Here is a 19,786-nt window from a genome sequence, read left to right as displayed (position 1 = left end):
TTTCAAAATTATAGCACTCTATATATTTCTTTCTATCTCTTTTTATATTTCTTTCTATCTCTTTTTTACTCCTTGATCTCTTTATCTCAATGTAGACAACTCGTTTATACAAAAAATTAAAATCAATAGATTAAAAAAAAACGTAGAGCTTGACTCTCTACCCCTTCTTAAGGCATCCCCAATAAGGGTTTATTATCAACAGTCCAATAAACAATATATATATATTCGGAGAGAATACGATGAGCGATGTGATTGATACCACACAAGCTATATCCGTTAATCAACTGCGTAGTTTTATCGAACGGATTGAACGGTTAGAAGAAGAAAAAAAAACAATTTCTGATGACATCAAAGATGTGTATACGGAGCTTAAAGGATCTGGTTTTGACAGTAAAGCAGTCCGCAGCATCATAAGACTCCGCAAAAAAGAAGATCACCAACGAATTGAAGAAGAAGCAGTAATCCAACTTTATAAAGACGCCCTGGGGATGACTTAATCAGTGAGACATTTTTGTTCTATTTCTTCACGTAAAAGCTCAAGTTCTAACCATTCTTCTTCTTTTTGCGCACAGAGCTTTTTCTTCTCTTCCAGTGCTATGGATAAATCTTCAAAACGATTTTTGTCACAACAATAAAGCGCTGGATCAGAAAGAGAATCTTCAATTTTCTTGATTTCATTCTGCAAAACAGTAATCTGTTCTGGTAATTTTTCCAAAGCGTATGTTTGCTTATAGGATAATTTACGGGGTGCTGTTTTTGTACGTAATGATGTTTGTTTTTTCTGCTCCAGAGTTGTTAATTTTTGCGACTCTTTACGCAAAGGAAGCGCAGCTTTTTTTATTTGCACCTCCATATCACTATAGCCCCCAGCATATAAGATCCAATGACCATCCCCTTGAGGCGCTAAAATATGAGATACAGTTCGATCTAAAAAATCTCTATCATGACTTACCAGCAAAACTGTTCCAGGAAAATCAGCAATAAATTCTTGTAAAAGATCAAGTGTTTCCATATCAAGATCATTGGTGGGCTCATCTAAAATCAAAAAATTTGCAGGTTGAGACAAAAGACGTGCCAACATTAAACACGCTCTTTCACCGCCTGACAACTCCTTCAGCGGCGTGCGTGCTTGTTCTGGTAAAAATAAAAAATCTTTCATATAAGAAACAACGTGTTTCTCTTGCCCATTAATTAAAAGAGTATCGCCTCTGCCTCCCGTTAAATACTGCGCTAATGTTTCTTCTTCATTGACAGTACGCTGTTGATCAAGCAAGGCCATCGATAAATTATATCCCCGCTTTATGATTCCATGATCCGCAGGCTCCTGCCCTATCAAAACAGAAAGCAATGTCGTTTTTCCAATACCATTTCGGCCAACCAAGCCTACCCTGTCCCCCCGTTGAAGACGCCATGAAAAATCCTTAACGAGAATACGATCCCCATAAGATTTTGAAATCTTCCTCGCTTCCAACACAAGTTGCCCAGATTCTTGACTTTTAGACGCCTCAAATGAGGCATTTCCGAGAGGTCCTTTATAGGTCTGAGAACGCTGACGCAATTCCTTTAACGCTCCTAATCGCCGTACATTGCGCTTACGTCGTGCAGTAACTCCATAACGCAACCATTGTTCTTCTCGTTCAATCTGACGGTTCAATTTATGCTGATCACGCGCTTCTTCCTCGAGCACTTTATCACGCCATTTTTCAAATTCAGAAAAAGGCTTTTCAACCCTTTTAGCTGTGCCCCTATCAATCCAAACTGTTGAACGCGTCACCGTTTCCAAAAACCTCCGATCGTGCGAAATAACCACAATCGCTGATCGTAAAGAACATAACATACCCTCTAACCATTCGATCGTTGGTAAATCAAGATGATTGGTTGGTTCATCCAACAACAAAATATCGGGTTGCACTGCAATTGCTTGTAATAATGAGAGACGACGTTTTTCTCCTCCAGAAAGGGTTTCTCCTTTTTCTGTACCCGAAAAACCAAAATTCCCCAAAAGAGTGTTGACCCACTGCCTATCGTGAGTCTCATTTAAACCAGCTTGTATATAAGCATTAACATCATCAAATCCTGAAAAATCAGGGTTTTGCGACACATAATGGACCGTCGCCAGAGGGTGGCGAAAAACCTCGCCTCCACTCGGCTCTAATAATCCAGCAGCAATTTTTAAAAGCGTCGATTTTCCACACCCATTACGGCCCACAAGAGCTATACGCTCACCTTGACCAATTGATAAACTCACCTGATCGAGTAAAGGATGCCCTCCAAAGGTTAAGAAAATACGATCAAGCCGCAGAAGTGGAATAGCCATTCACATGATTAATGGCAAGGAGCCTGATAACGTTGTCCTCTTTGATCAGTATAAGTGCACAATTGTGGTATCTGATGTGGTGTCTGATGAGTACAAGGTGCTTTATACACATACCCTTTTCCATCACGATAGGTGCATAAGCCAGACTGTTGAATCACTTGCTGTTGTACCATTTTCTTTTGATTTTTTCTTTGAACTGCAGCAACACCTGTTACGGTTCCTGCAATAGCACCAACAGCCGCACCTGTCGTTACTGCGCCAAGTTTTCCACCATCAAGCGCCGCACCAGCTAAAGCACCCAATGCAGCACCTCCAACACCATATTCTGTAATTTTTCGTTCAGACATTGTACATGCTGTTGAACTCAACCCAACAGCTGCAATAACTGCCATTGTAAAAACTGGTTTTAACATATTAAACCCTTTCTTTTTCTACTTTAAAGTCTAAAATCACGTTATACTATTATATCAGTCCCCCTGATTTTCCTGCTCCTGCTTTTTTACTTATCTCATACATATAAACGACTTGCCTTACACAGACAAAAAGACTCTATGAAACAGGTATAGACGCTAATAATATAGCTTTACCAGAATACAAATAACAATAAAAAGTTCCACAAATACGGTTAGAGAGTGTTAAAGAAGATCCAAAAGGCACATTTTTGTCTAACAATGGCCATTTAACCCCTGACATTGTTAAACCTTGTAAATCAGAAAATCCAATAATACTAAACAAGCATCCATTCGGCAAATCACAAGAAAAAGAGTTTGATATGATTGGCCATCCTTCTTCACAACCACTGGTCAATAACACTGAAATGCCTTTCTCTGCCATTGCTATTGCTTGAGTCATATGAGATAAAGTATGATCACTTCTTTCTCCTCCAAAAGCACCACATAAAATAAGTCGTTGAGCACCTTCCTGTAAAGCGCGCTCACAAGCTAATGCGCTATCGGTTGCGTCTTTATCAGAAGGAAAAAATTCCTGTGCAATATGGCTATATTTCTGCAATAAATCCTGCTCAGAAGAATCAAAATCCCCTAACCACAATTCGGGGACAACGCATAATACTTCAGCATGACGTATCCCCCCATCAGCAGCAATGACGCGACTGTTACGAATTTGATCACGTAAACGTTGCGTAACGCAAATGTCGCCATTTAATAATATTGTAAATGTTTTCATGCCATATTATGCCTTGTATAAAACGTCCTTTAATATATTACTGCTATAGATTATAATCATGAAAACATCTCAAGAATCCTTATAAAAATTCTTAAATATAAAGTGCAAACAAAATCTTAAAGCTGAAAGTTGAAATAATAAAAAATGAAAAAAGCAATGATTCAAGGATTCAGATTTTTTCCAAAAAAATTCTTTTCTTACCACACAATTTATAGAATATTTTTCGTAAGCTTCTCTCTTTTCCTTGTCGCATGCCAAATAAAATTTAAAGGGAATAATCACTTACATCCTTCAGATTTCCCTATAAAAACGACTCATTCCAACAACAATGATGTTTATGCCACATTGGGTGCTACACAACATCCCCGCATTTTAAAAACTTATGGTCAGGAATATAATAATCCAAAACTTGAGCGTATGTTAGCAAAAATTATAGGAAAACTCGTTGCCGTTTCACACAACCCCAATCAAACCTATCATGTTACAATTTTAAACTCAGCCCATGTAAATGCATTTGCGTTACCTGGTGGCTATATTTATGTAACCCGTGGAATGCTAGCACTTGCTAATGACTCTTCAGAAGTCGCTGCTGTCTTAGCACATGAAATAGCGCATATTACGGCTAATCATGGTATCTTACGCCTACAAAAAAAAGTAGAATTGAAATACACGAACAACACGTCCTCACATGTTGAATTATCCTCTGACATGAAATTGCACAACACTGTAAAAACAGAACAAACTCTGGCTCAATTTTCAAAGAATCAGGAACTTGAAGCTGATGCCATTGGAATTGAAATGCTCCATCATGCTGGATATGATGCATTTGCTTTTCCACGCTTTTTGCAATCCATGGAAGCTTATAAAGCTTTTCGCAACATCTCCGGAACAACGAATGATTCATTAGACTTTTTATCCCACCATCCTACAACCCCACAACGAATTCGCCTAGCTATTAATAAAGCATATCAAATAAGCGCATCTGATCCTAAGACTAAAAACACTGATCGTGATACCTTTCTTAAGAGCCTTGATAACATGATTTTTGGAGATAACCCTGAAAAAGGATATATACGAGAGAATAAATTTGTCCATCCAAAATGGGGCGTCACTTTCTCAGTTCCAACCAATTTTACCATAAACAATTCTTCTCCAGCTGTCATTGCAAGTGGTCCAGATAAAATTGCTATTCGTTTTGATGCCATCCCTTTTCCAACAAACATATCTGCAAGCGATTACTTGAAAAGCGGTTGGGTTTCTGGACTTGATGAAACCTCTGTTCAACCAATAATAATTCAAGGCTTACCTGCAGCCCATGCCCATGCGACTAATAAACAATGGCAATTTGATATAGTTGTTATTCCCATCAAAAATCGTGTTTTCCGCTTTCTAACAGCTGCCCCTCATCATTCCAAAAATTTTGAAGCTATCGCAAAAAATACAACCGAAAGTTTTCACACCCTTTCTCCTCAAGAGCTGAGGAAATTACCCCCTTTAAAGATTCATATCGTCCGCGTTGAACAGAAAGATACAATTTTAAGCCTTTCGGATAAAATGCAAGATACACCACACAAAGAAAAACTCTTTCGGGTGATTAATGGACTGTCACCAACACAAACTCTTCTTGAAAGCTCATATGTTAAAATCATTTCTGAATGAATGCAGAAAAATATTTTTGCTTCCTCATTCAACAATGATAATTTTAATTTTTTTCAAAGAAGCACCGAATACTTATCCTATACTTGATAAACTTCTGCAGAATTCACTGTTAACAAAGCACACCGAAGTTTTTGCAAAGCCCGCACTTCAATTTGGCGTACACGTTCTTTTGAAATCCCCAATTTTTCACCAAGCACTTCTAAGGTTGTGCCCTCTTCATTTAAGCGGCGAAAACGAATAATTTCGAGTTCTCGTTCATTGAGAATTTGTAAAGCCTCATGAAGCCATTGCGCCCGCCGTTGCCCATCAATTGCTTGCTCAATCACAGAATCAGGGAGAGGATGATCATCTATTAAAGAATCCATTTTAGCAATTGGAGTTTCACCGTTCTCAGAAATAGAAAGACTTAATGAATTATCCGTCCCAGAAAAACGGAAATCCATTTTTTCAACATCATTCACTGAAACCCCAAGCTTTTCAGAAATCGCACGAAAAATTTCTTGTTTGGTCAAAGTATTATCATCTTGCGCTAATTTAGCACGCAAACGTCGAAGATTAAAGAAGAGTGCTTTTTGCGAAGAACTCGTTCCTCCCCGAACAATTGACCAGTTCCGTAAAATATAATCTTGAATAGAAGCCCTTATCCACCATGTCGCATAGGTGGAAAAACGTACTCCACGATCAGGATCAAAACGCGCAGCTGCTTCTAAGAGTCCCACATATCCTTCTTGAACTAAATCACCTAAGGGCATTTTAAAACGTTTAAAACGGCTAGCAATTGAAATAACTAAACGCATATGAGCCGCTGCAATTTGGTGCATAGCATTATCATCACGTTTATTTTTCCATCGCAGTGCTAAATCATGCTCCTTTTTTCGTTCAAGATAGGGCGCCTGCTTCGCAGAACGCATCATATTGCGACCCAAACTTGTGTCAGTATTATTATAATTTTTACTGCTTTTATACACAACATGTGAATGACTACTCATAATAATCCCTTGCGATTAAAATTATTTTCTAAGTTGTTTTGACAACAACATCATTATTTGCTCTAATAAACTTTAAAGTTGTTTATTATTACGAATACTACTTTAACGTGTATTTTTACAATCGCAATTGTTTTTTTATTTTGACGACACAACTTATTTCTTCACGCATAGGTTTTTACACAGCAAATGCCTGCAAATGCTTGCTTTCACCACATAACTAAATGAAGAAAAAAAATTAAAAAGGATAAATAAAAGAGAAATTAGTGTCTTTTATCACTCACTTTAATTGTGAAATAAGAGAGAAATTTTAACATTATTGCCTATATTTACAATTAAAAGTTGTATAGTTGTCTTGATAAGACAATATCGAAAATTAAAATACCTACAAAAAGACAATAAGAACACATTGAAGCAAGCATAATAAACATGCTAAAATGCTAAAGAGAATGCAAAATGGTCTTATTAAGAATAACCTTTTACCCCATAAAACTTTGAGAAAGAAAATGATCATGGAGAGCGAAATTATTCAAAAGGATGATGTTCTTATTGAAAAAAGTGGAAGTGGTAGATTTGAGGGGTTTCGTTTTTATATCAATAAAGGCAACACAGATACAGATAAAGAAACTGATGAACAAAACAATATCAATAACGAAAGTTTAATTGCTGCCTTTACGAAACGTGCAACACGTTTTTGTGCTGCCGCTAATGGGGATTTTACACTCAGTTCCGATGGGATTATTCGCTGGATTGGTCAACCTGTCGGACAACTCATTGCAACAACAGATATTTTAAAGCCCAAAGTTCTTCTCTTAGCAGATGCACAACTAACAGGCGAACCTCGTGATCAAGTAATAGCGCGATTAGAGCGTTTTGTAATCTTTCATTTTGAAACAATTTTAAAACCGCTCTTAGATTTACGCAATGCTGATCATTTGACAGATTCAACAGCTAAACTTGCTTCACAACTTTTCAATTCTTTAGGCATTTTACCCCGTCGTAGTGTTGCCAAAATGGTTAAAAATCTTGACCAAGAAGCACGGGGAAATCTTCGACAGCTCGGCATTCGCTTCGGTGCTTTTAATATCTATGTTATGGGAATGCTCAAACCAGCACCGATCCAAGCACTCACACTGCTTTGGTGTCTCCAAAATAAAGACAGTGATCAAACAGGATTAAATGAAATATTAGCTGCTTTGAACAACGGACGAACTTCATTTGTTGCGGACCCAACATATAACCCCACATTTTATCGTTTAGCGGGTTATCAAGTTCTAGGCAAACGTGCCGTACGTATTGATATTCTAGAACGTCTTGCCAATCTTATTCGCCCTGCACTCCATTGGAAACCAGGATTAGAGCCAAAACCAGACGGCGCCTATGATGGTAAAAGTTTTTTTGTGACTCCAGCGATGATGTCTACTCTTGGAGCCAATGAGACTGATATGGAGGAAATTCTTAAAGGACTTGGTTATCGATCGAATCGTTACGATAATTCTGTGCTTACACAAAATCTCGCCCACCAAGATTTGGCGCATAATGGCTCAAAAACAAGGACACTGTTTCCTGAAGCAGAATGTGTAGGTGATCTTTGGAAAACAATACAACACTCCAACACACCCCAAGCCGAAATAAAAACGGTTTCTTCTCTTGAACAGCACTCTTGTGCTACAGATTGTCTACCAAAAGCTGAACCCGTTGGTGATTTTGCCAAACACATACAAAATAAAGCAGAAAATAAAACTATTTTATTATGGCATTATCATTTTCAACAAACACAACATAATCGGAAGCGTAATAGCTCTCAACAAAAATGGCAAGAGAAGAGCCAAAAAACTTCCACCCCAGGAAGCAATACACTCTATAAAATTTCTCAAGAAAAACCTTTAAAAACTCAACATTCTTATAAATATAATAAAAAGAAAACGGCTTCCTTACACAATAAATCATCGCGAACACAAAATCATGATTCCAATTCACCTTTTGCAAAATTGGCTGTGCTGCGTGATCAACTTAAACGTGATAAAGACGCACGCTTATAAACCCTTTTTAAAGATCACTAAGACAGAAAATGGAGTTTGATCTTGACCTACGTTGTAACTGACAATTGTATTCAGTGCAAATATACTGATTGCGTTGAAGTTTGTCCTGTTGACTGTTTTTATGAAGGTGAAAACATGCTTGTTATTCACCCTGATGAATGCATCGATTGTGGTGTCTGCGAGCCAGAATGCCCAGCTGAAGCGATTAAACCAGATACTGAACCAGGACTCGAAAAATGGCTAGAACTCAATCTCCGTTATGCAAAGAAATGGCCTAATTTAATGACAAAAAAAGATCCACTTCCCCAAGCAAAAGAAATGGATGGTATTCCCAATAAACTAGAAAAATGTTTTTCAGAAAATCCAGGAAATGGCGAATAATACCTCATCTTCTCAACAAAAGATCTTTCCAAAAGTTTAAACCATTGTATGGGTATACAAAATTCTTAAGAGAAATGATTGATTCTTTTGAATTTTTATGTTAACAAAGTCTTAACATAACTATTTTGCTAAGCATTTTTTTGGCCTTAAAGTACTTAGCTTCAACGCTCAACTCTAAAGATATTTAGCTTTAAAGCATTTAATCCGTTTGCCAATATTATTATTGGCCATAAAGGGAGTAAACTAAAATATGGCACCCCCGCGAAATACCTCTTTCAGTGCTGAAGATTTTTCAACTTCTGAGTATATCGTTTACCCTACCCATGGAGTAGGTCAAATTATGGCGATTGAAGAACAAGAAGTTGCAGGACATAAATTAAAACTTTTTGTAATCCACTTTGCTAAAGATAAAATGGATGTAAAAGTGCCCGTTGCAAAAGCTCTTTCTACTGGAATGCGCAAATTATCTACAGTTGATTCTGTGAATCGTGCTTTTAAAATTCTTCAAGGAAAAGCACGCATTAAACGCACTATGTGGTCACGACGTGCTCAAGAATATGATACTAAAATTAATTCAGGAAATATTATTTCTATTGCTGAAGTTGTTCGCGATCTATTTCGTTCAGCTCTACAACCTGAGCAATCTTATTCAGAACGTCAACTCTACGCTATTGCTCTCGATCGTATGGCCCGTGAAATTGCTATTATCAATAATCTCACCGAAACAGAAGCAATAAACTTAATAGAAAAACACCTCGATAAAAAGTCGAAATGCGATTTTAAAAATGAGATTGATGAAGGAAATAATGCTGTTTACGCTGCGTAATCTCCTGAAAAATTTTGCCTTATAACAAGATAAATTGGTAAAAAGTCAATTTTTAATTATTCCTTGATCTGCTTCTTAAGCTTTCATCCTTTGCAATTGCAAGCAGAAGGATTTCTTTTAATATATCAACGTCGCAGTCGCATACACACTATAGTCTCTCTTTTTCTGAGAGACTATAGCTTTATAAAGTAGATTGTAAACACAATAAAAGCTTTTATGATAAAAACAATGAACTGTATAAACTATGAAAAAGCTTCCGGTTCATTTAATCCGGATTACAGAATTTGCGATCAACTTGATTATTGACATCTGATAGACAATTGATCTTGAGTAAACAAAACCGAACGCCTACAATCTTCTGTTTTCAAATCAATATGATGAGGACGGCGCAACTCGCCAGAACTTTTATTATATATAATCGCTACAAAAACAAAAAACTTCCCTTATCAAAAGAACAAGCAGTTAACTGCAAGGAATGCGGAAAAGCCCTTTGTTGACTAAACTCAGGAGACAACAGGAACAATAAACTTATGTGGTAACTGAGAGAAAGCTTATTCTTTAGCAGGCAAAACCGAACGCCCACGATACATACCTGTTTTCAAATCAATATGATGAGGACGACGCAACTCGCCAGAACTTTTATCCTCGATATAAGTTGGTGCTTTAAGGGCATCAGCCGAACGGCGCATACCGCGTTTAGACGGAGAAGTTTTTCGTTTAGGTACAGCCATAACAGGACACTCCACACTCATCAACACAGAAGCGCTAATGCTCAAAATGACAACTTCTGTCAACAATAAAATAAAATTCCATTTCTTTATACATTGATTATAATCTTTTGACCAGACTTTTATATAATTTTTTTATTTTTCTTTTCTAACAATTCTCACTCTTCTTTAATGAAGACAGTGTGTATAAGCACGTGAAAAACGAATTCGTTTTTCAATAAGATGAGTTAAAGCTATAAAATTATCGATTGGTTGATATGGATTGCGCCAATAAGGATTAGGTAAGCTTGCCACAAGAGCAGCAGCCTGTTGCACAGTTAAATTTCGTGCAGACTTTTGAAAATAATAAAAAGCGGCAGCTTCTATTCCATAAATTCCTGGCCCCCATTCTGCAACATTCAAATAAATTTCTATAATTCGTTTTTTTGATAAAATAACATCAGCCATAACAGAATAAGGAATTTCTATAATCTTGCGGATATAAGATCTATTAGACCATAAGAAAAGATTTTTAATCACTTGCATATTGATTGTTGATCCTCCTCTCAAAGGTTTTGAATCTGTTTTTAAGATATCGATCAACATAGCCCAATCAACGCCAGAATGATGACAAAATCGCCCATCTTCGGACATAATAACTCCAGATGGAACTGAAAATGCAATATCAGACAGTGCAACCCATTCACGCTTGTATTTTTTATCACTCACCCAATCACGAATCATTAAAGTAGAAATAGGGTGAACACAATCCAAACGATAAATGAACAACAAAATAATTGGACATAAAAATAAAAACACAAGAAAACTGATCAAATAACGCATTCGCCCCATCGCCATCTTTTTCTTTCTTTTTATTTTTTTACAAAATTTAAGAGTGTGAAAATAACCGTTTTATTCTTTATTTTTTTATCATAAAAAGAACCTTATCATTTTGCAAAGAAGAAAGGAAGAAATGATGCATGAATTCACGACTCTTCTTGCAAAACATGCGCAGAATGTTGAAAAGCGACTTGATATACTTCTTAGTCATAAAGCCCAAAATGATGAAATTACCCGGCCTGAAATTCTCATCAATGCCATGCGCCATGGTGTTTTGAACGGCGGCAAACGCTTACGTCCTTTCTTGGTAATTCAAAGTGCTGCTCTTTTTGATATCTCTCCTGAAGACTCTCTTGATATTGGTGTCGCATTGGAATGTATTCACTGTTATTCACTCATTCATGATGATCTTCCTGCTTTAGATAACGACACACTCCGACGTGGACAACCAACTGTTCACATAGCTTTTGATGAAGGCACTGCAATTTTAGCAGGGAATGCGCTTCTCACTTTTGCCTTTGAAATCATTGCCCATAAAGCCTGTTCCTTTTCTTCAAAAACGAGAATTGAACTGATTACAGCTCTTACACAGGCTGCAGGTCTCGGCGGTATGATCGGTGGACAAATGCTCGATTTAGAAGCTGAAAAAAAACCACAAAATGAAAGTGCAACGATCACTTTACAACAAATGAAAACAGCTGCTCTTATCCGTTTTGCTTGTCAAGCAGGTGCTATTATGGGTCGAGCCTCCAAAACATTAACGCATAAACTAGCCTCCTTTGGGACACATATTGGCTTAGCTTTTCAATTGACCGATGACCTTCTTGACCTTACTTCTCATACAAAAATTCTTGGAAAAACTGCAGGGAAAGATCAAATAGCCAACAAAGCAACACTCATCAATCTTTATAGCCTTGACGAAGTTAAAAAAAAACGAGATGAACTTATCACAAAAGCAGAAGAGTTTCTTCTTCCTTTTGGAGCAAAAGCAATCCCATTGAAACAAGCAGCACACTTTATTGCAACACGTAAAAATTAACACTTCCCATTTTTTGGGGATCATCAATAAAATAAAAGCAAGTAGAACGAAATAATTGTTTTGTATCACCCATACCAAAAATACACATCAATATATTCTTCTAAAATTTCTTCAAATATCTCAGCAATTGAGAACAAAGCAGAGGGAACAATATACTCCTCTTCTATCCATTATGTCCCAAAACGGGTATGAATATACTCTTTTAAAATCGCTTCAAATTCTTCGGCAATATGAGGACCGCGCAAAGTCTTTACTTTTTTGCCATCAATAAAAACAGGAGCCGCTGGATTTTCTCCCACCCCAGGTAAGGAGATTCCAATATCGGCATGTTTTGATTCCCCTGGTCCATTAACAATACACCCCATAACAGCAACTTTTAAACCTTCAACACCAGGGTATTTATTCCGCCAAATTGGCATATTTTTGCATAAATCTGCTTCGATTTTTTGTGCTAACTGTTGAAAAACCGTCGACGTTGTCCGACCACATCCTGGACACGCAGCAACCACAGGAACAAACTGCCGAAATCCCATAACTTGCAAAAGTTCTTGACAGACCTTTACTTCTCGCGTTCGATCACCGCCTGGCTCAGGTGTTAATGAAATACGAATTGTATCACCAATTCCTTGTTGCAATAAAATTCCCAAAGCCACAGATGAAGCAACAATTCCTTTTGTCCCCATGCCCGCCTCTGTCAACCCGAGATGAAGAGCATAATTACACCGTTGTGCCAACATAGTATAAACAGCAATGAGATCTTGTACATCACTCATTTTAACAGAGAGAATAATATATTCCCGTCCTAAACCAGCTTCTTCCGCTAAAAGAGCTGAATGAAGTGCCGATTGAACGACAGCTTCCCGAATAACTTCAGTAACAGACAAAGGCTTTTCCTGCCGAGCATTTTCATCCATAAGCCGTGTTAATAACACATGATCCAGTGACCCCCAATTCACCCCAATCCGTATAGGTTTACGATAATGGCATGCCATCTGGATAATTTGAAGAAATTGCTTATCCTTTTTTGCACCAAAACCAACATTGCCAGGATTAATGCGATATTTTGAAAGCGCTTCTGCACAAGCAGGATAATCAGCCAAAAGCGTATGGCCAATATAATGAAAATCCCCTACCAATGGTACAAAAATACCCAACCGTTCCAACCGCTCTCGTATTTTAGGAACAGCCGCTGCTGCTTCATTCCGATCAACAGTTATTCGAACCAATTGAGATCCTGCACGCCAAAGAGCAGCAACTTGAGCAACCGTCGCATCAATATCAGCCGTATCCGTATTGGTCATAGACTGAATAACAATTGGATTCCCGCCCCCAATCATAATATCACCAACCGCAACCGCAACAGACCGATGATGCTCTAAAGGTTTAGATAAATAATGTGCTATATTCATCAGCTCTTCAAAACTTTCAAAACTTGAACTTATCTAGCCTTATGGTAATACGCACCATAGCACAATTCAAAAGAATGGATTCATGAGAAAATTCTTTCAAGAGTCTCTCTTTTTAAACATCAAAAACCAACGCTCAACAGAGATTCAGAAAGAAAATGCAACCTTTCAATGTTCAATCCGTTATATCAAATTCCACAGAAAATTCCCATCTTATATATTTGCTATAAGACATTAAAAATAAGAAGGAGTAAACCCATGTATATCTTTCAAAGCCCTTGCAGTAAAAATGATAAAATCAAAAAACGCATTGCGCAATTAAAAGAGGAGCTCACAACCATCAACCGTCAGTCCCTTCAAAACAATCGTTTCGATAGCATTTCCAAAATGCTGAAAAAATGGAAACAAAAAGGACACCACGCTCTTTACCACATAAACAACCATGCCGAAGAGCTCAAAAAGAAGGCAAAAGACAATCCTAAAACCACTCTCTTATTAACTGCTGGACTCGTTTTAACCAGCTATTGTTTAATGCGCAAAAACTAACCAACGCACTAAATGCTCCTTTTTTAAGGATTCATTGAACAGTTTTTTCACCATTCATCCAAAATGGGCACTCTGTTCTCTTATCTTGCAAAGATAAGAATTTCGCACCATTCTTTAAAACCAAAATAACAATAAAAAAATAAACCCAACGCAATCCTCTAAACTGAAAATACACTTGAGGATAAAATAAAGAGAATATTTCAATCCTTAGAATGGTGGGATGCTGTATCAACATAGGTAATCACCGACATTCCAGGAATAAGTTTTTCTATTCCCTCTTGCCCTTGATCTATGGCAATACGAATAGAGATGCGTTGCGCAATTTTGATAAAATTACCATGTGCAGTCTCTGTTCCTAATAATGAAAATTCTGATCCTGTCGCAGGAGCAAAGCGTACCACACGGCCTGTTAATTTTTGATTCTTTAAAGCATCAGCATAAAAAACAACAGGCTGTCCAATACGCATATTAGAAATCTGTGTTTCCTTATAATGGGCAATAATCCAAATGTCATCAGAAACAACAGCCACCAACCGCATACCAGACTCTACATATTGCCCTACTTGTATGCCAACCGATCCAATATGTCCTACAGCAGGAGAAATAATTTTAGTGTGCGCTAAATTTAGCTCAGCGACTTCAACACCCGCTTTTGCTTCCACAATATCCGATTGTAAACCTTGTCGTTCAAATTCTAATTTCTTGTGCAACTGGCTCTTTGTTTCAAATGTCGCAACTAAATGTGAAGCAGCAGAAGATAATGGCAAAGTTCCTTGAAAACTTAAACCCTTAGAATGAGACAACTCGGTTATTAGCCTATCAATTTCCTTTTGCAACAATTGAATCTGTGACAAAACACTCGCAAGTTTTGCTTTTTTTGCCTCAAGAATTGCTTGCGCCTGTGCAAGCTGATATCGGAAAAGGGTATCATCCAGTTCAAATAAAACCATTCCCTTTTCAACTTTTTGATAATCTTGAACATAAACCCGTTTCACGATACCAGAAACTTGCGGACTTATCAGAGTAATATTCCCCTTAATCAAAGCATTATCGGTTTTTTGAAGGGTACTCACAAATGGCGGCAATTGCCAAGCCCATAAAATCAATACAATTCCCATTATACCGGACAGAAAGGCAACAATGGTTGATTTTGATCGCAAGATTTTGATCATTGCTTTTCACACATCCTTACTGATCACACTTTACTTTTTAACAACATCATAAAATTCTCATAAAAATATGATTTATAAAATACTTTGAGGAGAAAAATAATTAAAACAATCATTGTCATATAAAAATAAAGTCGAAAAACATCATCATAAGCCAAAACATTTGCTGTCAATTGCAACTGATCCGTTAGACTTGATATCGTTTTTTCACTCTTTAAGCTATGAGAAACTAAAGCACTGTAAGGAGAAGATAAGTGATTTATCTTCTCAAAAATAAGTGTGCCCGTCGTTGTAATTTCTTGTGTTAAATATTCAAAATGATGACGTGCGAAAAAAAATTGCAAACTACTAAAAAGAGCTGCACTCATAAGCCCTCCTGTAACTTGTGCCAATAAAAAAATTGCAATAAAACTTAAAACATAATTGGGTCCTCGGGCACTCGCTTTAACAAAACCATTACATAAAGCAGGAGGCAAAAAAAGAGCATAACCAAAACCAATCAAGCCCTGACTTATAATCATATCCACTGGACGGGTTAACTGGCTCACATGACTATCTAAATAAGAGCCCAGTGCTAAACAGCTCAAAGATAAAAGATAAAAATAATCCTCCCGACCCATTCGTAAAAAAAAGACACACACACCGCCTCCTAAAAGGGTACCAAAAGTAACCGCAAAATACATAGGGGCCATATCACGATTTAACAAACCAAAAAGATTAAAGAAATCCGCAGCTAAAGTTGATTGCTCTAATAAAAGAATTCGAAACACCAACAAAACCAAAACAACTTGGATCATTTCTTTGCTAAAAAGCCACCGTAAATCAATCAACGGAGTTTCTCTATTCAGTTCAATTATAATAGCAATCGTCAAAGAGAAAACGGCAAGTGCAAGCCCACAACCAATCCATAGCGTTTCAGTCCACCAATACCATTTGCCAATAGACATTACGATAGCATTTAAACCAAGTCCAAGGGCAATCAAACTATAACTTACCCAGTCTAATTTCTTAATGACCTTGTTGCAAACAACTGGTGTAAGTGGGAGAGAAAAAATACATCCTAAACCAATCAAAACAAATCCCATCTCCATTGCTGAAAGACTAGAAAATCCGCCATTTTCAAGAAGACCTGGTGAAATCAAACGAGCTAAAGGAACTGCTAAAGCCGCATTCATATAATTTAAACTGATACCGATAGTGTATTTTTTTTCCGGTGCAAAAGCCTCCATCATATAGAGAAAGGCTAACGAGGCCATTGGTGCAGCAGCAATACCAGCGAAAAAACGAATAATCAAAGCTGAACGTAAATCCGTAACAAACAAATGCAAAATACACACCACAACAAATCCAAGAATCGATAATTCAGCAAAATTCCTTAAGCCGAATTGATAACGAATCTTAATCAACATGATTGCAATACTGACATGCGGTGCCATATAAGCACTGACCAACCATGTCGTTTCAATAAGTGTTGTGTTGAAATCTCCTGTGAGCTCGATAATATTGGATTGAACCATATTGGCCCCTAAGCCATAAGCCCATTGTAAAATAAAAGAAGCAAAAATATAAGTGAAGCATTTTGGCAAAGGTCCTGCAAAAATAATACCTGGATGAGTGAAAGACCCAAGTTCTGCGGCAGATCCCCCACTGTTCCTCTCGTTACTCATCTTTCTATTCTCGCATTTCATTATGCCAGTACTGAAGCACCATCCATAGAAATTAATTTCTGAAAAACCTCTACCACTTTATGATGAGTTCCACCACTCGCGTTTTCTTCCACCATGACTCGAACTTCTGCCATGCGTTGTTCAAGATCCTGAAGAGATAAATGATTAACGGCAACAGCGGTTTCAGCTAAGAGAGAGCACCCCGAAGATGTAATATCTGCAACCCCTCCTAAAAGAGCAAATATTTTTTCTTCTGAGGAAGACATAACCCTAATAACACCTGGAACGAGACTCACCACTAAAGGAGCATGATTAGCCATAATCGTTAAATATCCCGATACTGAAGGCAGAACAACAGACATCACTTTTTCTGAAAAGATAAGTTTTTCAGGTGATACAAGCTCAAACAAGAAAGATTCTGTTCTTTTATTTTCCACGGGAACCCCTTGTTTTTCTAGGACAAACATTCATCACAGAGCACCTTTTATGAAGAAGCTTCTTCAATCAAACGTTTTCCTTTTTCAATTGCTTCATCAATCGAACCAACCATGTAAAAAGCTGCTTCTGGTAAACCATCATAATCACCAGCACACAATCCTTTAAATCCTTCGATAGTCTCTTCTAAAGAAACCAACTTTCCAGGAGCCCCAGTAAAAGCTTCCGCTACATGGAAAGGCTGCGAAAGGAAACGCTCAATTTTACGCGCCCGCGCAACCAACAATTTATCTTCTTCAGACAATTCATCCATACCAAGGATAGCGATAATATCTTGCAAAGATTTATAACGCTGCAAAATAGTCTGAACCTGACAAGCAACAGTATAATGCTCTTCACCCACGATCAATGGATCCAGCATTCGCGAAAAAGAATCGAGTGGATCAACTGCTGGATAAATCCCCTTCTCTGCAATTGAACGGGAAAGAACCGTTGTGGCATCTAAATGCGCAAAAGACGTAGCAGGCGCTGGATCAGTTAAATCATCAGCGGGAACGTAGATAGCTTGAACAGACGTGATAGACCCCGTTTTGGTACTTGTAATACGCTCTTGCAAAGCTCCCATATCCGTTGCCAAGGTTGGTTGATACCCCACAGCAGAAGGAATACGTCCCAACAGAGCTGAAACTTCAGCGCCAGCTTGTGTAAAACGGAAAATATTATCCACAAAGAAAAGCACATCTTGCCCTTCATCACGAAAATTCTCTGCAATTGTCAAGCCTGAAAGTGCTACACGTGCACGTGCCCCTGGTGGCTCATTCATCTGTCCATAAACAAGAGCACATTTTGAACCCACAGTGGACCCATTTTCTCTCGGGTCAACGTTCACACGACTCTCAATCATTTCATAATAGAGATCATTCCCTTCACGTGTACGCTCTCCTACACCGGCGAACACTGAATAACCCCCGTGTGCTTTTGCGATATTGTTGATGAGTTCCATAATTAAAACAGTCTTACCAACACCAGCTCCCCCAAACAAACCAACCTTTCCCCCCTTCGAATAAGGAGCAAGCAAATCAATCACTTTAATTCCAGTAACAAGAATTTCTGATTCGGTTGATTGTTCCACATATTGAGGCGCTTCTTGGTGAATTGAGCGTTTTTTAGTCGCCATAATAAGTCCAGCGTCATCAACAGGTTCCCCAATCACATTCATAATACGACCAAGAGTTGCCTCTCCAACAGGCACACAAATTTGCGCTCCCGTATCATAAACCTTTTGACCACGAACAAGGCCCTCTGTTGTATCCATCGCAATGGTGCGAACTGTATTTTCACCCAAATGTTGAGCAACTTCTAGAACAAGCTTATTGCCCAAATTTTCTGTTTCTAACGCATTAAGAATATGAGGTAATTCTCCTTCAAAATGCACATCAACAACAGCGCCTATCACTTGCCTAATTTCACCAATAGATCCCTTGTGATAAACAGTCTTAGAATCAACATGCGCAAGACTAGAAGAGTCCTTGGTCTTTTTTGCCGATTTTGCTGAGGAAGTCTTTTTTACGCCTAAACGAGCAACTGATTTTTTTTCTTCACCCTTTGCTGTTCTTTTTTTTGACGTTGTTGCTTTCATCATTAATCTTTACCTTCTCACTTTAAAGCGCTTCAGCGCCCGCAATAATTTCAATCAATTCGGTCGTAATCTGCGCCTGACGCTGACGATTATACGTTACCGTCAATTTATTAATCATTTCACCGGCATTCCGTGATGCATTATCCATAGCGCTCATTTTTGCGCCCATTTCACCCGCGACATTTTCAAGCAAAGCACGGAAGATTTGTACAGAGAGATTACGTGCGACAAGCGCATCCACCAGAGAAACTGCATCCGGTTCATAATCATAAACAGCTGCTTGAACACTCCCACCTTTTTTTTCTTTTTTAACACCACCACCCTCATCAGAAAATTCCTTTTGAGCAACGACTGGAATCAAATTGACGGCCTTTGGAGACTGGTTAATAACCGACACAAATTCAGAATAAAAAAGTGTACAAACATCAAACACCTCTTCATTGAAAAGGTCAATAATACGTTGACTTACTTTAACCGCCTCTGCAAAACTGATCTGTTTCACAGAGCGCAAATCAATATGATCAATCATCAAAGCTTTAAAATCACGAAGTAAAATATCCGCTCCCTTTTTTCCAACAGTTAAAATTTTAACTGTCTTACCGAGAGAAAGAAGGCTATTAATGTGTTCACGCGCACGACGAACAATTTGCGTATTAAAAGCCCCACACAAACCACGCTCAGCCGTACATACAACCAAGAGATGCTTATCGTCTCGACCCGTACCACGCATCAAAGCTGGGGAATCCACTGGATCAAGATCAGCAGACACATGCGCTAAAAGAGCAGCCATATGCTGAGCATAAGGCCGTGCAGATTCAGCCGCTTCTTGCGCACGGTGCAACTTTGCTGCTGCAACCATTTGCATAGCTTTGGTAATTTTCTGCGTTGCCTTAACCGAGGCAATACGGTCTCTAAGATCCTTTAGCGATGCCATTCAAGCAT

Annotated in this window: 19 protein-coding genes; 8 read left to right on the top strand and 11 right to left on the bottom strand. The window is 38.0% G+C overall.

The features are described from left to right. Window positions 1–239 precede the first annotated feature (239 nt). The gene (locus O99_RS04295) at window positions 240–497 is read left to right on the top strand and encodes a DUF2312 domain-containing protein (RefSeq protein ID WP_035006538.1); all 258 of its coding nucleotides are present in this window, start codon (window positions 240–242) and stop codon (window positions 495–497) included. Here O99_RS04295 and O99_RS04290 read toward each other — a convergent pair. Further along, window positions 494–2,317, bottom strand: a complete 1,824-nt coding sequence (locus O99_RS04290) for an ABC-F family ATP-binding cassette domain-containing protein (protein ID WP_035006536.1) — start codon at window positions 2,315–2,317, stop codon at window positions 494–496. The genes O99_RS04295 and O99_RS04290 overlap by 4 nt on opposite strands. Window positions 2,318–2,321: 4 nt before the next feature. Between O99_RS04290 and O99_RS07225 the strand changes: the two genes are divergently transcribed. After that, window positions 2,322–2,546, top strand: a complete 225-nt coding sequence (locus O99_RS07225) for a GvpL/GvpF family gas vesicle protein (protein ID WP_153300835.1) — start codon at window positions 2,322–2,324, stop codon at window positions 2,544–2,546. Window positions 2,547–2,866: 320 nt separating this feature from the next. On the opposite strand, the gene O99_RS04280 is transcribed toward O99_RS07225, so the two are convergent. Continuing rightward, window positions 2,867–3,502 carry a thiamine diphosphokinase gene (locus tag O99_RS04280; RefSeq protein ID WP_035006532.1) on the bottom strand — a complete coding sequence of 212 codons (636 nt, stop codon included), beginning with the start codon at window positions 3,500–3,502 and terminating at the stop codon, window positions 2,867–2,869. A 345-nt stretch (window positions 3,503–3,847) separates the two neighbouring features. On the opposite strand from O99_RS04280, the gene O99_RS04275 reads away from it, so the two are divergent. Beyond that, a complete protein-coding gene (locus O99_RS04275) occupies window positions 3,848–5,161 on the top strand; it encodes a M48 family metalloprotease (protein ID WP_456061746.1) in 1,314 nt (437 codons plus the stop codon). A 77-nt stretch (window positions 5,162–5,238) separates the two neighbouring features. Here O99_RS04275 and O99_RS04270 read toward each other — a convergent pair whose 3' ends face one another. Next, a complete protein-coding gene (locus O99_RS04270; protein ID WP_035006531.1) occupies window positions 5,239–6,150 on the bottom strand; it encodes an RNA polymerase factor sigma-32 in 912 nt (303 codons plus the stop codon). Between the two features lie 503 nt (window positions 6,151–6,653). Between O99_RS04270 and O99_RS04265 the strand changes: the two genes are divergently transcribed. From O99_RS04265 to O99_RS04255, 3 genes are all read left to right on the top strand, one after another. Continuing rightward, window positions 6,654–8,189, top strand: a complete 1,536-nt coding sequence (locus O99_RS04265; RefSeq protein WP_035006776.1) for a hypothetical protein — start codon at window positions 6,654–6,656, stop codon at window positions 8,187–8,189. 42 nt (window positions 8,190–8,231) lie between these two features. After that, window positions 8,232–8,570 (top strand): ferredoxin FdxA, encoded by a 339-nt coding sequence (gene fdxA, locus O99_RS04260; RefSeq protein ID WP_035006529.1) that lies wholly within the window; start codon window positions 8,232–8,234, stop codon window positions 8,568–8,570. A 250-nt stretch (window positions 8,571–8,820) separates the two neighbouring features. After that, window positions 8,821–9,396 (top strand): CarD family transcriptional regulator, encoded by a 576-nt coding sequence (locus O99_RS04255; RefSeq protein ID WP_035006527.1) that lies wholly within the window; start codon window positions 8,821–8,823, stop codon window positions 9,394–9,396. A gap of 551 nt (window positions 9,397–9,947) precedes the next feature. Here O99_RS04255 and rpmF read toward each other — a convergent pair. Both rpmF and mtgA read right to left on the bottom strand, forming a co-directional pair. Next, window positions 9,948–10,127, bottom strand: a complete 180-nt coding sequence (gene rpmF / locus O99_RS04250; protein ID WP_035006774.1) for a 50S ribosomal protein L32 — start codon at window positions 10,125–10,127, stop codon at window positions 9,948–9,950. A 165-nt stretch (window positions 10,128–10,292) separates the two neighbouring features. Beyond that, window positions 10,293–10,961: a monofunctional biosynthetic peptidoglycan transglycosylase gene (gene mtgA / locus O99_RS04245; RefSeq protein WP_035006525.1), complete on the bottom strand. Its 669-nt coding sequence runs from the start codon at window positions 10,959–10,961 to the stop codon at window positions 10,293–10,295. A 118-nt stretch (window positions 10,962–11,079) separates the two neighbouring features. Here mtgA and O99_RS04240 point away from each other — a divergent pair, with 118 nt between their 5' ends. Further along, window positions 11,080–11,982 (top strand): polyprenyl synthetase family protein, encoded by a 903-nt coding sequence (locus tag O99_RS04240; RefSeq protein ID WP_035006523.1) that lies wholly within the window; start codon window positions 11,080–11,082, stop codon window positions 11,980–11,982. A 170-nt stretch (window positions 11,983–12,152) separates the two neighbouring features. On the opposite strand, the gene ispG is transcribed toward O99_RS04240, so the two are convergent. Next, window positions 12,153–13,391 (bottom strand): flavodoxin-dependent (E)-4-hydroxy-3-methylbut-2-enyl-diphosphate synthase, encoded by a 1,239-nt coding sequence (gene ispG / locus O99_RS04235; protein WP_035006521.1) that lies wholly within the window; start codon window positions 13,389–13,391, stop codon window positions 12,153–12,155. A 255-nt stretch (window positions 13,392–13,646) separates the two neighbouring features. Here ispG and O99_RS04230 point away from each other — a divergent pair, with 255 nt between their 5' ends. After that, complete coding sequence (locus tag O99_RS04230) at window positions 13,647–13,934, top strand: hypothetical protein (protein ID WP_035006520.1); 288 nt, start codon at window positions 13,647–13,649, stop codon at window positions 13,932–13,934. Between the two features lie 200 nt (window positions 13,935–14,134). On the opposite strand, the gene O99_RS04225 is transcribed toward O99_RS04230, so the two are convergent. The 5 genes from O99_RS04225 to O99_RS04205 are packed head-to-tail and all read right to left on the bottom strand — an operon-like array spanning window position 14,135 to window position 19,778. After that, complete coding sequence (locus O99_RS04225; RefSeq protein WP_035006518.1) at window positions 14,135–15,106, bottom strand: HlyD family secretion protein; 972 nt, start codon at window positions 15,104–15,106, stop codon at window positions 14,135–14,137. Between the two features lie 23 nt (window positions 15,107–15,129). Next, window positions 15,130–16,770 (bottom strand): MFS transporter, encoded by a 1,641-nt coding sequence (locus O99_RS04220; protein ID WP_035006517.1) that lies wholly within the window; start codon window positions 16,768–16,770, stop codon window positions 15,130–15,132. A gap of 20 nt (window positions 16,771–16,790) precedes the next feature. Continuing rightward, window positions 16,791–17,237 (bottom strand): ATP synthase F1 subunit epsilon, encoded by a 447-nt coding sequence (gene atpC, locus O99_RS04215; protein WP_051668858.1) that lies wholly within the window; start codon window positions 17,235–17,237, stop codon window positions 16,791–16,793. A 17-nt stretch (window positions 17,238–17,254) separates the two neighbouring features. Then, window positions 17,255–18,847: a F0F1 ATP synthase subunit beta gene (gene atpD / locus O99_RS04210; protein WP_035006516.1), complete on the bottom strand. Its 1,593-nt coding sequence runs from the start codon at window positions 18,845–18,847 to the stop codon at window positions 17,255–17,257. Window positions 18,848–18,866: 19 nt separating this feature from the next. After that, a complete protein-coding gene (locus tag O99_RS04205; RefSeq protein WP_035006515.1) occupies window positions 18,867–19,778 on the bottom strand; it encodes a F0F1 ATP synthase subunit gamma in 912 nt (303 codons plus the stop codon). Window positions 19,779–19,786 lie beyond the last annotated feature (8 nt).

Source organism: Bartonella rochalimae ATCC BAA-1498 (assembly GCF_000706645.1).
GTDB classification, from domain to species: domain Bacteria; phylum Pseudomonadota; class Alphaproteobacteria; order Rhizobiales; family Rhizobiaceae; genus Bartonella; species Bartonella rochalimae.
The sequence above is the reverse complement of the archived record's forward strand: the minus strand, read 5'-3'. Positions and strand labels throughout refer to the sequence as shown.

Bases quoted from the DNA above. Each gene is read 5' to 3' on its own strand.
- O99_RS04295 (WP_035006538.1), top strand. From the start codon at position 240: ATGAGCGATGTGATTGATACCACACAAGCTATATCCGTTAATCAACTG.
- O99_RS04290 (WP_035006536.1), bottom strand. From the start codon at position 2,317: ATGGCTATTCCACTTCTGCGGCTTGATCGTATTTTCTTAACCTTTGGA.
- O99_RS07225 (WP_153300835.1), top strand. From the start codon at position 2,322: ATGATTAATGGCAAGGAGCCTGATAACGTTGTCCTCTTTGATCAGTAT.
- O99_RS04280 (WP_035006532.1), bottom strand. From the start codon at position 3,502: ATGAAAACATTTACAATATTATTAAATGGCGACATTTGCGTTACGCAA.
- O99_RS04270 (WP_035006531.1), bottom strand. From the start codon at position 6,150: ATGAGTAGTCATTCACATGTTGTGTATAAAAGCAGTAAAAATTATAAT.
- O99_RS04265 (WP_035006776.1), top strand. From the start codon at position 6,654: ATGATCATGGAGAGCGAAATTATTCAAAAGGATGATGTTCTTATTGAA.
- O99_RS04255 (WP_035006527.1), top strand. From the start codon at position 8,821: ATGGCACCCCCGCGAAATACCTCTTTCAGTGCTGAAGATTTTTCAACT.
- rpmF (WP_035006774.1), bottom strand. From the start codon at position 10,127: ATGGCTGTACCTAAACGAAAAACTTCTCCGTCTAAACGCGGTATGCGC.
- mtgA (WP_035006525.1), bottom strand. From the start codon at position 10,961: ATGGCGATGGGGCGAATGCGTTATTTGATCAGTTTTCTTGTGTTTTTA.
- O99_RS04240 (WP_035006523.1), top strand. From the start codon at position 11,080: ATGCATGAATTCACGACTCTTCTTGCAAAACATGCGCAGAATGTTGAA.
- ispG (WP_035006521.1), bottom strand. From the start codon at position 13,391: ATGAATATAGCACATTATTTATCTAAACCTTTAGAGCATCATCGGTCT.
- O99_RS04230 (WP_035006520.1), top strand. From the start codon at position 13,647: ATGTATATCTTTCAAAGCCCTTGCAGTAAAAATGATAAAATCAAAAAA.
- O99_RS04225 (WP_035006518.1), bottom strand. From the start codon at position 15,106: ATGATCAAAATCTTGCGATCAAAATCAACCATTGTTGCCTTTCTGTCC.
- O99_RS04220 (WP_035006517.1), bottom strand. From the start codon at position 16,770: ATGAGTAACGAGAGGAACAGTGGGGGATCTGCCGCAGAACTTGGGTCT.
- atpC (WP_051668858.1), bottom strand. From the start codon at position 17,237: ATGTTTGTCCTAGAAAAACAAGGGGTTCCCGTGGAAAATAAAAGAACA.
- atpD (WP_035006516.1), bottom strand. From the start codon at position 18,847: ATGATGAAAGCAACAACGTCAAAAAAAAGAACAGCAAAGGGTGAAGAA.
- O99_RS04205 (WP_035006515.1), bottom strand. From the start codon at position 19,778: ATGGCATCGCTAAAGGATCTTAGAGACCGTATTGCCTCGGTTAAGGCA.